Origin of the sequence: Caviibacterium pharyngocola, from assembly GCF_002795405.1 — a bacterium.
Lineage (GTDB): Bacteria > Pseudomonadota > Gammaproteobacteria > Enterobacterales > Pasteurellaceae > Caviibacterium > Caviibacterium pharyngocola.
The window spans coordinates 164,708-177,560 of sequence record NZ_PHGZ01000008.1; the positions used below are offsets into that span (position 1 = coordinate 164,708).

Sequence of the window (12,853 nt, forward strand, 5' to 3'; positions counted from 1 at the left end):
CTGCTCTGCTCTCGGTTGAGAGCAGAGTTTTTCTATATTCCCGACTTATAATCTCAAGCTAAAACCTGTTATAAGAAATTAACAAAGAGGACAAATAATGAGAAATAAATTACCTAAAATCGTTGTACTCACAGGCGCCGGTATTTCTGCCGAATCCGGTATTCAAACTTTCCGTGCCTCTGACGGCTTATGGGAAAATCACCGAATTGATGATGTCGCCACGCCCGAAGGCTTTATGCGCAATCCAGAGTTGGTACAACAGTTCTACAACGAACGCCGCCGTAAATTGTTTGACCCAACAATTCAACCCAATGCGGCGCATATCGCCCTTGCCAAATTAGAAGATAAATTGGGCGAAAATTTTCTATTAGTGACGCAAAATGTGGATAACTTGCACGAACGTGCCGGATCGAAAAATATTATCCATATGCACGGTGAATTACTTAAAGCCCGCTGTGTGTGGTCAAACAAAGTCTATGATTGGGAAAAAGACATCACCAACGCCGACCGCTGCACCTGCTGCGAACAGCCGAGAAAGCTCCGCCCGCATATTGTCTGGTTTGGCGAAATGCCATTAGAAATAGAACGTATTTACCAAGCATTGAGCGAGTGTGATTATTTTATTTCCATCGGTACATCAGGCAACGTTTATCCAGCAGCAAATTTTGTACAAGAAGCTGATAAATGGGGAGCGGAAACTATGGAATTAAACCTTGAAAAGAGCTTAAAGGCTTCATCATTTAAATCGGCTCGTTATGGTAAAGCGACGGAGATTGTGCCGAAGTTTGTGGAGGCGCTGTTGAAAGAGATTGGCTAATAAAGATGGTATAAGATCTGATGGCGCACGTTTAGAAACGTGCGCCATCAGGAAGGTAGAGAACATTCCCATCTAAAATAGTGCGTGAATTTGAACTTTTGGTAGAAGTGGCAAAAAGTCGGATTTTGGAAAAGGAGCAAGATGTACCTCAATCGGTATAAAATTCAATTTCTGAATTTTTATGCAATAAAATTTATCATATAAATTCTTTATACTTCTTTCTAATAAAATTTCACATTAACCTTATTTACAAATATAGGAGTAAATTATGCCAAATAACACTAAAACAATTTCTGATCTTTATAATGCTGAACCAAATGCAAAATTATATGATGATCTACAAAACCTTTTCAGGGAATGGAAAGATACATTGAAAGAATCTTCTGAAAAAGAATTTGTGGAAGATGGATTTTATTCGTTTTATACAGTGCAAAAGAAAAAAATTCTTTTTATCGGACGTGAAGCCTTAGATATGGAAGGATCTTATACAGAAGAAATGCTGAAACGTTATCGAGAAGGTGCTTATTCACCTAAAAACCAAGACAAAAAATCAGTAAGTTCTTCAGCTTTCCATCGCCGTATTATTAAATTGGCAAAAGCGTTTCAAATAGCAGAAGGAACAAAAGAATTTCCTGAATGGGATAGTTTAGATTCTAATAAATTAGCTCAAGAAATTGGAACAGAAGCAGATAAACTTAGCTTTGCATTTATGAATTTATCTAAATATTCAAATGATAGCGGGCACTATTCTGCGGATTGGGCATTAATCAATAGCTTTATTGAAGGTTCGAATACGAAAGATAAAAATTTCTTTGAAGAACAAATTAAATTGTTAGATCCAGATATTATTGTTATTGCAAATTTTGCCCCTGAAACATTAGGAAAAGCGGAAATTATTGCAAAAGTGCCTAATGATTCCGTTCATTTATATAAAATTGAGATAAATGGAAAAGAAATTCCGCTCTTTAATACTTACCATTTTTCGGCAGTTATTAGTGAAGAAGATAAATTTTATAATGCAATAAAAGAGCTTTATTTAGCTTATTTAGAAAAAAACAGATTTATGTAAAGTCGCACTGCGTGCGACCTCGGACACACGCAGTGTGTCCCTACATTTTTTCTTCAATTAATGCCATAAACAAACTTATTTACCTAACTCAGAGGAAAACTATGTTAGACAAAATCTTATCCTTATTCGGAAAGCAAAACACCAAAATTAAATCTACAACGCAACCTGCCGGTACTCAAATCACTACGACAACACAAGAAATTGCGCAGCCTAAAGTAGCTATTTCTGCAACATCTAATATTATTTTTATTGGTGTTGGCGGTGCCGGAGCCAATATTTTGCAAGAAATTTCAACCGCACTTCCTCAATATCAACATATTCTTATCAATACAGATAAAGCCGCATTAGAAAAATCCTCTCTTAAGGGATTATATATCGGCGATCAAGAGAACGGTGCGGAAGAAGAGCCTAATATTGCGGTGCAAGCATTTACATCTAGCCTGCAACTTGTGAATTAAGCAATCGCATCAATACCTTTATGTTGAACTAAAGTAAGTAATTTTAGCGCTGCGCCACTCGGTTTTTTTATGCCTCGTTCCCAGTCGGAAACAAGATTACTACTAACATTTAAATAATGAGCAAAGACAGTTTGAGAGACATTTTCTTTTTCACGAATAGCTCGAATTTGATCACTTAACAATGGTTCAACAGGCGTTAAGCAAGACTTATCAAAATGTTGCATACGCTTTTTCGGTATCAACCCTAATTGGTTTAAATCACTTGCAATAGAATGTACTGCTTCAAAAGCAGGGCTTTTATATTTCATTATTAGTTACCTCAATAAATATTTTGTTATCAATAGCTATTTGGAGCTGTTCTTGAGTTAACGTGAAAATATCATCTGCTAAGGCTTTAAACGCTAAAAGCTCATCGGATGAAATATTTGCTTGGTCTTTTTTATCATAGCCGTGAACAAAAATACTCAATGTTGCAAACTTATATATGATAATACTCCGATATCCTTTTGATTTTCCCCGACTTTGTTTAGGAATACGTTGTTTAATAACGCCAGCTCCCAAATTTGCATCAATTAGACCATTTTCAATGTCTTCAATCGTTTTTTTCAAAATTTCATCAGAGATTTGAGATTTCCGAGCAAATTTATCAAAAAATTTTGATTTTAAAATTCTCACATTTTCCTCATCTTTAGTGTGATATTACGGCGAGTATTCGCCTTAGTCAAGATGCAATGAATATAACTTATGTAACCCTATTGCCAAACAACCACTTCTATTTTCGCGATAAAGATCGCAAATTTAAAAATTTTCCACCTTGAAATATCAAAACTAATCCTCATATTTCTTACGTCCGACTTATACCATAAAACCAAAACCTGTTTACGACATAACTTGTCGTATTGCCAAATAAAATTACTGATGTGAGATCAGAAGAAGGAATGTTTTATGTGTACCGAATATCAATTAAATCCGCCGACGGTTTCTCTTTATGCCGAGCAAATGATGCTTAAAATGTTGTTTGAGCATAATTTATTCCAATCCTTTATCCGCAATAACAACTGGCGTGACGATGATGTCGCTAACGCGCTGGGTTTACCGATGGAATTAGAAAATAATGACAATTTAAAACCCATTGCCAGATCTTTATTAACCGAGCGTTTCCAAACGATCAAAAGTGCGGTGGAAATTCCGGAGAAATTGCAAATTGCTTATGAAAATATTGATAAATTAACCGCATTTCTTGACCTCAATAATGTTGAAGAAACTTTTTTTCGCTTTTTGGTGCATTTTCATTGCGAAAGAGAGATAAATGCCCTAGCCCGCTTTTTTTCAAGAATGGATTTACCGCGTATTGCGACTATTTTGGCGGAACTTTTAGAAGTTAAAAAATCGGAAATGATGCGGGTGTTTTCTAAAAACAGGAAATTAACTTGCTATGGTTTACTCGGGCGAGGTTATTCGCCTAATGATGTTGATGACTATATTCAATGGGGCGAAACCTTAGATTTTGATGAATTTATTAGCCAACCTTTAACCAAAGTGATGTTACTCAGTCGTTGCACCACGACGGCAAAATCGCCAACCTTGAGTCTATCTCATTTCGATCATATTCAGGATATGCGCGAAATGGCGTTAAATTATTTGCGTAAAACCACCGGCAACGGTAAACAAGGCGTGAATATCTTGCTTTATGGACAGCCGGGAACCGGCAAAACGGAATTTGCAACATTGCTGGGACAAGCATTAAATTTAGAAACCTATTTGATGGCGCATATGGATAAAGAGGGCGATGTACTTTCCGGTAAAACTCGTTTGGAGAATTGTCAGCTGGCGCAAAAATTATTGGCCGGCGGGAAAAACTTGATTATTTTTGACGAAGTGGAAGATGTGTTCGGCGGTAGTTTATTGGAGCGCTCCGTTGCGCAAGAACACAAAGCTTGGGTAAATCAATTTTTGGAAAATAACGATGTGCCGATGATTTGGATCTCTAACGATGTGAATTGTATGGATAACGCCTATTTGCGCCGTTATGATTTGGTAATTGAAATGCCGGATTTACCTTTGAAAAACAAGGAAAATTTGATTAAATCACTTGCCGGCGACAAGCTATCCGAGGCTTATGTTCAGCATCTGGCGCAAGTTAAAGGGTTAACGCCGGCAATCGTTCATCGAGGTTTGAATGTTGTGACGGAAATTCTGCCGGAACATTCCGAACAGGATTTTGCCGAACAAGTGATTAAAGTCTTTAACCAAACTTTAACGGCGCAAGGATACCAAAAAATCGCACCGCTTTCCGACAATAAACAGGCAGATTATTCCTTGGATTATGTTTCTTGCAAAAGCAATATTTACAAAATCAGCGAAGGCTTAAAACGCACAAAACGCGGCAGAATTTGTTGCTACGGCGTACCGGGAACGGGCAAAACCGCTTGGGCGAAATGGTTAGCGCAAGAATTGGAAATGAAACCTTTGGTGGTGCAAGGCTCGGATTTATTGGATATGTATGTCGGCGGTACGGAACAAAATATCGCTAATGCCTTTGCGCAAGCGAAAGAAAATAATCAATTATTAATTTTAGATGAAGTGGACAGCTTTTTATTCACCCGACAAGGCGCTCAACGCAGTTGGGAACGAAGCCAAGTGAATGAAATGCTTACACAAATTGAAAAGTTTGACGGGTTAATGGTGGTTTCCACCAATTTATTAGACGAATTGGATCCGGCATCGTTGCGCCGATTCGATTTGAAATTGCAATTTGATTATCTTACTGAAAGCCAACGCTTAGCCCTTGCCAAAGCGCAATGTGAAAAATTAGGTTTCGCGCTCAACGCACCGACTCAAGCAAAAATCGCCCGACTTTATCATTTAACGCCCGGCGATTTCGCCACCGTCGCCCGCCGTCACCGCTTCGCCGAATTTGACAATGCTGAAGAATGGGCTGACGCATTGGAAGAAGAATGTTTGTTGAAAAAAGCGGAAAACAAACGGACGATTGGATTTGTATAAAATTTAGAAAAAACCACCGCACTTTAAAAGCCATATCACAAAGTGATCTGCACCCCAAAAGTTGGACAAATTAACCAACAGATTAAGGTGCAGATTTTTATGGGTAAACATTATTCATTCGAGTTTAAATTAAATATCGTTAAACAGGTCTTGAATGACCAACTCGGTGTACGAGAAGCAGCGCAACAGTATCATATACCAAACCATTCTGTCATCGTCGACTGGTTGCAAAGATTTAAAAAACAGGGTAAAACAGGGCTTATTCGCCAACCCAACAAGAGAACCCCACGACAAATGAAAAAATATGACGGTGCAGAAAAAATCAAAGACCCGACTGATATTAAAGCGCTTTTAAAACGCATCGAATATCTTGAAGCGGAGAATGATGTGCTAAAAAAGCTCAAGGAGTTGGACAAGGAAAAAGCCAAGCGGAAAAAAGACAAATCGTCAACGCATTGAAAGATAAACATAAATTGCCCTTATTATTACAAATTCTCTGCTTATCCCGTTCAACTTATTACTATAAAACAACGGCAAAAGATAAAACCGTCATTCGGCAACAGATACGGCGTATTTATGAGGCTAATGACAGACGTGACGGGTATCGTATATTGCGCGTAAAACTGCGTGAACGAGGAATTTTCTTAAGCAGTAAAACGGTGCTGTCACATATGCAGGCATTGGGTATTCAATCTAGTGTAAAAGCCAAACGTCGGCGAAAATGGGGAAAAACAAGTCATATTGCACCTAATTTATTGGAACGTGATTTTACGGCGAACAAACTGAAACAAAAATTAGTGACTGACGTCACTGAATTCCGAGTGGGCAATGAAAAGTTGTATTTATCCCCGATGATGGATTTGGCGAATCGGGAAATTATTGCCTATGAAATAGGTAAGCGTCCATCTTTTGCGCTTGTGAGCAAGATGTTGAAGAAGACATTAAAACAGTTAAAGCCGGATGATTTGCCGATAATTCACAGTGCTCAAGGCGTGCTTTACGGGCTTACGCGTTGGCGAGAGCTGTTGATTAGAGAAGATGGTTCGCCTTATGCGATGCAAAGTATGAGTCGCCGCGGAAATTGTTATGATAATGCGGTCATCGAAAGTTTTTTCAGTGTATTAAAATCAGAATGTTTTTACACTAAACAGTTTGCTAATATTGCCGAACTGGAACAAACACTTCATAATTACATTCGTTATTACAATGAAGAACGAATAAAATTAAGCTTAAAAAATTTGAGCCCTGCAAATTACAGAGCTCAATATTTAAGTTAAATTATCTGTCCAAGTTTTGGGGAGCAGATCAAAGTGCGGTGTTTTTTTTGAAAATAATGGTGCATTAAACTTTATTTTTACAGATTTTGTACGCCATATAAAGGCACATTCACCAGCCAATCCTGCTCTCGATAATCCGCCATAGAAAAACGGCGTGCCTTTTGCGGTTCAAATTGTTCTACATAAACTTTCAAGCTTTTAGACTTCAAATTTTCTTCCGCTTTTACCTCGATCGGAACGACATATTGCCCTTGCTGTAGAACAAAATCCACTTCTGCCGTGCCTTTTTCCGTCGCCCAATAAAACAGCGGATTTTCTTGATTGGCAATGAGTTGTTGCAAAACATATTGCTCGGTTAATGCCCCTTTAAATTCGGTAAATAAGCGATTTCCTTCTAAAAAAACGGATTCGTCGAGATAACTTTGCGCCGAAAGCAATCCCACATCTAAACCGAATAGCTTAAACGCACCGTCTTGATAGGCATTCAACGGCAAATGCGATTTTTTAATGCGCGGTACAATTTGTACTAACCCGCTGTCTTTAAGCCATTGCAAGGCAATTTCATAATCTTTGGAACGCGCACCTTTTTGTAAATTTGCATACACAAATTTTTTATTTTCTTTTGCTAATTGAGCGGGAATCGCATTCCATAATGCGCGTACTTTTTGCACGGTATGATTATCGGGAATATGCTTGGAAAAATCTTGTTCGTATGCCATTAAAAGGTGATTTTGCACTTCCCGAACCGCTAAGAGATTTTGTGTTTCCACAAAAATCTTTACCGCTTCCGGCATACCGCCGACAAAATAATATTGACGCAACAATTCGATATAACGGGATTTCATCGCAGTGATGAGTTGCCAATCTTGTAATTTCAACAAATCCAATAAATTCGAATTTCCCGTCGCCAATAAAAATTCCCCGAAACTCATCGGATACATCGGCAAAAAATCCACTTTCCCTACAGGAAATGAAACCTGTCGATGCAAAGAAACGCCGAGCAAAGATCCTGCACTGACAATGCAAAAGTGCGGTGCATTTTCGTAAAAATATTTGAGTGAAGATAACGCCTGCGGTACTTCTTGAATTTCATCAAAAATTAACAAGGTATTTTCCACTTGAATATCCACACCGCTTTCGATTTTCAGTCCCAAAATCAAACGTTCAATATTATAATCGCCGGAAAACAGTGTTTTCATTCTCGGATTATTGTCAAAATTGATATAAGCCGTTTGTTCAAAACATTGTTCGCCAAAATGTTTCATCGCCCAAGTTTTACCGACTTGTCTAGCTCCTTGAATAATCAAAGGCTTACGATTGAGTTTATTTTTCCATTGAATTAATTTATCTAGAATAAAACGCTGCATATCTAATCCTGCTTTGCTTTTTACGTTATTCTAAACAACCCAATACACTTTTTCAAAGGAAAAAATGTAAATCAACCACACTTTTTCAAAGGAAAAATGTAACCAAACCACATTTTTTCAAAGGAAAATAAAAATCAGCAAAAAAATACCGCACTTCTCTTAAAGTGCGGTATAAATTTTAATTATTTTTTGTGTTGAAAATTAAAGTGCTTTTAAAATGTCATCCACTCTTTCTTTCGCGTCACCGAATAGCATTTGGGTGTTTTCTTTGAAGAATAGCGGATTTTGAACGCCGGCGTAACCGACCGCCATTGAGCGTTTAAATACCACAACATTCGCCGCTTTCCACACTTCCAATACCGGCATTCCGGCAATCGGGCTGTTCGGATCGTCCATTGCGGCTGGGTTTACGGTGTCGTTTGCGCCGATAACTAAGACCACATCGGTATCCGGAAAATCTTCGTTGATTTCATCCATTTCAAGCACGACGTCATAAGGCACTTTCGCTTCCGCTAATAATACGTTCATATGACCCGGCAAACGTCCGGCAACAGGGTGAATACCGAAACGAACGTTCACGCCGCGTTCGCGCAATTTTTGTGTAATTTCCGCCACAGGATATTGCGCTTGTGCCACTGCCATACCATATCCCGGAGTGATGATAACGGAGCTTGCGTTTTTCAACATTTCCGCCACTTCTTCCGCAGTGGTTTCACGGTGTTCACCTTGTTCTTCGTCTGAACTTGCCACCACGTCGTTACCGAAACCGCCGGCAATTACGCTGATAAACGAACGGTTCATCGCTTTACACATAATGTAAGAAAGGATTGCACCGGAAGAACCCACTAATGCGCCGGTGACGATCAGCAAGTCGTTATTCAACATAAAGCCTGCCGCCGCAGCCGCCCAACCGGAATAAGAGTTCAACATAGATACCACAACCGGCATATCCGCACCACCGATTGAAGCAACCAAGTGCCAACCGAACGCCAATGCGATAGCGGTCATTAATAAGACAGGGAAGATATTATGCGGTGCTTTTAAGAATGCGACCATTAATAATGCGGAAACTACTAACGCCGCTAAATTCAATTTATGGCGATGAGGTAACATTAAGGCTTTGGAATTAATGATACCGCGTAATTTACCGAATGCCACAACGGAACCGGTAAAGGTTACCGCACCGATAAAGATCCCTAAGAATACTTCAACGTTATGAATATTCGCTAATACCGCTTGTTCCGCAGCGAAATCCGCTTTTTGTTGTGCTAATAGCGCTTTTGCCGCTTCGGTAACATATTCCACGCCTTCCGGCACAACAAATTGTGCTTCGCTATGTAACCCGAAACTGTTGAAACCGACCAACACCGCAGCAAGACCTACGAAGCTGTGTAAGATCGCCACCAATTCCGGCATTTCGGTCATTTCGACTTTTAATGCGCGATGAATACCGATCGCTGCACCGATGATCATTGCGATAATGATCCATAACGTTCCTTCGGAATGTGGGCCGAAAATCGTTGCGACCAACGCGATCGCCATACCGACAATCCCGAACCAACATCCCGCTTTAGCAGTTTCGTGTTTAGAAAGACCTGCCAAGCTCATAATAAAAAGTAATGCCGCTACAATATATGCAGCCTGTACTAAACCTTCGGACATTGCTTCTCTCCTTAACCTTTTCTAAACATCGCAAGCATACGTTGGGTGACTTTGAAACCACCGAAAATATTGATGCTTGCTACTAAAATTGCGACAAAGGATAACAAACTGACGAAGAAGCTACCCTGAGAAATTTGCAACAACGCGCCCACGATAATGATACCGGAGATCGCATTGGTCACCGCCATTAACGGCGTATGCAACGCGTGGCTTACGTTCCAAACGACGTAATAACCCACAACGCAGGCTAACACGAAAACGGTGAAGTGAGATAAGAATGCCGCCGGCATTACGGAACCTAGCCAAAGGAACGCCGCACCCGCCGCAGCCATTACGCCGTATTTAATGCGAGGATCCGCCGGTTTTTCTTCTTTTTTCTCCGCCGGTTTTGCCGCTGCTTTTTGTTGCGGTTGTGCGGAAACTTGAATCGGTGGCGCCGGCCAAGTCACTTCGCCGTTACGAATGACGGTTACGCCGCGCAATACGACATCTTCAAAATCGATATCGATATTGCCGTCTTTTTCTTTACAAAGTAATTTTAATAAATTGACTAAGTTCGTGCCGTAAAGTTGAGAAGATTGCGTCGGTAAACGACTTGGGAAATCGGTATAACCGATCACTTTCACTTGATTATCGGTAGTGACCACTTTGCCGGCTTGCGTATAATCGCAGTTACCGCCGGTCGCCGCCGCCAAGTCCACCACAATGCTACCCGGTTTCATCGAATCAACCATTTCTTTGGTGATCAAACGCGGAGCCGGTTTGCCCGGAATCGCCGCCGTGGTGATAATAATATCCACTTCTTTGGCTTGTTCCGCATAAAGCGCCATCGCACGACGGTTAAATTCTTCCGACATTACTTTCGCATAGCCGTCGCCGCTGCCGCCTTCTTCTTTGAAATCGATCTCAAGGAAGTCCGCACCCATTGATTTGACTTGCTCTTTTACTTCCGGACGGGAGTCGAATGCACGAACGATCGCACCCAAGCTATTTGCCGCACCGATTGCCGCAAGACCGGCAACACCCGCGCCGATAACCAACACTTTCGCCGGCGGTACTTTACCTGCCGCGGTAATTTGTCCGGTGAAGAAACTGCCGAATTCGTGCGCAGCTTCAACAACGGCACGATAGCCCGAAATATTCGCCATCGAACTTAACGCATCCAAAGATTGCGCGCGCGAGATACGCGGCACGGCGTCCATTGCCAATACATTAATGTTTTTCGCCGACAATTTCGCCATTAAATCTGGATTTTGCGCAGGCCAAATAAAGCTGACCAAGGTTGCGCCCGTTTTAATTAACGCAATTTCCGCATCAGTCGGGGCATTAACTTTAAAAATAATGTCCGAATTCCAAACGTCTTGAGCGGAACCGACTTTCGCGCCCACCGCAACAAATGCTTGATCTTCAAAACTCGCTCTAAAACCCGCATCGTGTTCCACAATAACGTCAAATCCGAGTTTTAAAATTTGCTGAACACTCTTCGGCGTTGCCGCCACGCGACGTTCATTATCAAGCAGTTCTCTAGGTACACCAATTAACATAATGTTTCCTTCAAATTGGTTGATTACAAATTATGAGTAAACGATTGCGCCACTCACTCCATCAATATGACAAAAAAGTCAAACTTCCCTAACTCTACCATTAAATAAACAGAATTTAAAAACCTTTTATAACAAAAAAATCTAAATTTTTTACTTCTGTCTCCGATCACTGACAGAATAAGTCAATTTCCTACCGAGAACCTACCGTCAAATAGTTATAACAATAAAACTATTTTCGCTAAAAAATTCAAAAAAACTTGACAAATAATATCAAATAAAAAAGAATACACGTCTGAATAATTAGAGTATTGACTTAATGCAAATTAAATTAACTTCAAAAAGATTAGTTTTAACAACAACCTAAAGGTAACCTCATAATGAATAAAATATTCCGCGTCATTTGGAACGAAACTCTCCAAATATGGATCGCTGTCTCTGAGTTAAGTAAAGGAAGAGTCAAGTCGTCTAGCTATTCAACATTATTATCCGATTCCGATGATAATAATAAAGAACAACCTACCCATATTTCTTCATATTCATTAAGCCCAAATACTAAAACCGCTGCAACCGCAGTACTTGGCGCATTCACTATACTCACTGCATTTAATGCAGACGCAATTCAAGGTACACGAACCACTATTACTGCCAGTTCAACTCAAGGTACGTCTATCGCCGGAGGTATTGCTACAGGCGATACGAATGCTATCGCGATTGGTAGCGGTGGTGGTAAAGGAAATAATGCTGTTAATCCAGCAACGGCTTCAGCCCCCGGTGCAATCGCTATCGGCGCAAGCTCTATAGCGACTAAAAATCTAGCTGTGGCTATCGGTTGGGATACAAAAGCTACCGGAGTTGACTCTGTTGCATATGGTTCGCAAGCTAACGCGACTGCGAACGGTACCTCAGCACTTGGCACTAGAGCTGAAGCAAGTATTGAAAATTCTGTTGCAATCGGTATTGAATCAGTTACTACGGCAGCTAACACCGGAAATGACGCTAAAAAATTAACCTATACCAACTCAACCGGCGCACAAACAATTACTTATGTAGGAACAGGCTCAAGTGCGGTCGTTTCTATCGGTAACTCAACGATTACACGCCAGCTTCAATACGTTTCGGCAGGTCTCATTTCAGCAGCATCAACCGACGCAATTAACGGTAGCCAATTATATGCTGTCGCAACAGTGGCGAAAGAAGCGTTATCAACAGCAATAGTAGCAGCTTCCGACGCTAAAACAGCTGTCAGCACGGCAAACTCGGCGGCATCAACTGCCACAGCTGCCGCCTCAACCGTCACTGCAAATTTAGCAAAAATTGAAACTGCAGCAAGTTCGGCGATCGCAGCAGCAAGTTCCGCCGCATCTTCTGCGACCTCTGCAAGCAATTCCGCAAGCTCCGCCGCTTCATCTGCAACAGCAGCGAGCAACTCGGCAACTTCTGCTGCCTCTTCCGCGACTGCAGCAAGTAGCTCCGCAACGGCAGCGAGCAACTCGGCAACTTCCGCTGCGTCTTCCGCTACCGCGGCAAGCAGTTCTGCAACGGCAGCCAGCAACTCAGCAACTTCCGCTGCATCTTCCGCGACTGCAGCAAGTAGCTCCGCAACGGCAGCGAGCAACTCGGCAACTTCCGCAGCCTCTTCCGCTACCGCGGCAA

At 41.0% G+C, this 12,853-nt stretch carries 11 protein-coding genes and 2 pseudogenes; 8 read left to right on the top strand and 5 right to left on the bottom strand.

What is annotated here, in order from left to right:
* The first annotated feature begins 97 nt into the window (after positions 1-97).
* From cobB to CVP04_RS04735, 3 genes are all read left to right on the top strand, one after another.
* Entirely contained in the window at positions 98-817 is a 720-nt protein-coding gene (cobB, locus tag CVP04_RS04725; protein ID WP_100296371.1) for a Sir2 family NAD+-dependent deacetylase, read from the top strand.
* Positions 818-1,085: 268 nt separating this feature from the next.
* Positions 1,086-1,886 carry a hypothetical protein gene (locus tag CVP04_RS04730; RefSeq protein ID WP_100296372.1) on the top strand — a complete coding sequence of 267 codons (801 nt, stop codon included), beginning with the start codon at positions 1,086-1,088 and terminating at the stop codon, positions 1,884-1,886.
* Positions 1,887-1,987: 101 nt separating this feature from the next.
* Positions 1,988-2,344 carry an FtsZ/tubulin family protein gene (locus CVP04_RS04735; RefSeq protein ID WP_100296373.1) on the top strand — a complete coding sequence of 119 codons (357 nt, stop codon included), beginning with the start codon at positions 1,988-1,990 and terminating at the stop codon, positions 2,342-2,344.
* On the opposite strand, the gene CVP04_RS04740 is transcribed toward CVP04_RS04735, so the two are convergent.
* Positions 2,341-2,652 (bottom strand): helix-turn-helix domain-containing protein, encoded by a 312-nt coding sequence (locus CVP04_RS04740; protein ID WP_100296374.1) that lies wholly within the window; start codon positions 2,650-2,652, stop codon positions 2,341-2,343. The two genes, CVP04_RS04735 and CVP04_RS04740, sit on opposite strands and share 4 nt — an antisense overlap.
* Positions 2,642-3,019 carry a type II toxin-antitoxin system RelE/ParE family toxin gene (locus tag CVP04_RS04745; RefSeq protein ID WP_100296375.1) on the bottom strand — a complete coding sequence of 126 codons (378 nt, stop codon included), beginning with the start codon at positions 3,017-3,019 and terminating at the stop codon, positions 2,642-2,644. Before CVP04_RS04745 ends, CVP04_RS04740 begins: the two co-directional genes overlap by 11 nt.
* 270 nt (positions 3,020-3,289) lie before the next feature.
* On the opposite strand from CVP04_RS04745, the gene CVP04_RS04750 reads away from it, so the two are divergent.
* The 3 genes from CVP04_RS04750 to CVP04_RS04760 all read left to right on the top strand — a co-directional run bounded on the left by CVP04_RS04750 (position 3,290) and on the right by CVP04_RS04760 (position 6,627).
* Positions 3,290-5,350 (top strand): ATP-binding protein, encoded by a 2,061-nt coding sequence (locus CVP04_RS04750; protein WP_100296376.1) that lies wholly within the window; start codon positions 3,290-3,292, stop codon positions 5,348-5,350.
* Positions 5,351-5,449: 99 nt separating this feature from the next.
* The gene (locus CVP04_RS04755; protein WP_100296377.1) at positions 5,450-5,809 is read left to right on the top strand and encodes a helix-turn-helix domain-containing protein; all 360 of its coding nucleotides are present in this window, start codon (positions 5,450-5,452) and stop codon (positions 5,807-5,809) included.
* Positions 5,794-6,627, top strand: coding sequence for an IS3 family transposase (locus tag CVP04_RS04760; protein WP_243385096.1), 834 nt, complete (start codon positions 5,794-5,796; stop codon positions 6,625-6,627). The genes CVP04_RS04755 and CVP04_RS04760 overlap by 16 nt, the downstream gene beginning before the upstream one ends.
* Positions 6,628-6,704: 77 nt before the next feature.
* On the opposite strand, the gene CVP04_RS04765 is transcribed toward CVP04_RS04760, so the two are convergent.
* From CVP04_RS04765 to pntA, 3 genes are all read right to left on the bottom strand, one after another.
* On the bottom strand, positions 6,705-7,994 hold the full coding sequence (locus CVP04_RS04765; protein ID WP_100296379.1) for an ATP-binding protein: 1,290 nt from the start codon (positions 7,992-7,994) through the stop codon (positions 6,705-6,707).
* Positions 7,995-8,195: 201 nt separating this feature from the next.
* The gene (gene pntB, locus CVP04_RS04770) at positions 8,196-9,656 is read right to left on the bottom strand and encodes a Re/Si-specific NAD(P)(+) transhydrogenase subunit beta (RefSeq protein ID WP_100296380.1); all 1,461 of its coding nucleotides are present in this window, start codon (positions 9,654-9,656) and stop codon (positions 8,196-8,198) included.
* An 11-nt stretch (positions 9,657-9,667) separates the two neighbouring features.
* A complete protein-coding gene (gene pntA / locus CVP04_RS04775; protein WP_100296381.1) occupies positions 9,668-11,200 on the bottom strand; it encodes a Re/Si-specific NAD(P)(+) transhydrogenase subunit alpha in 1,533 nt (510 codons plus the stop codon).
* A gap of 377 nt (positions 11,201-11,577) precedes the next feature.
* On the opposite strand from pntA, the pseudogene CVP04_RS12480 reads away from it, so the two are divergent.
* A pseudogene (locus CVP04_RS12480) lies at positions 11,578-11,667 on the top strand (ESPR domain-containing protein); the annotation flags it as partial.
* 351 nt (positions 11,668-12,018) lie between these two features.
* A pseudogene (locus CVP04_RS04780) lies at positions 12,019-12,853 on the top strand (adhesin); the annotation flags it as partial.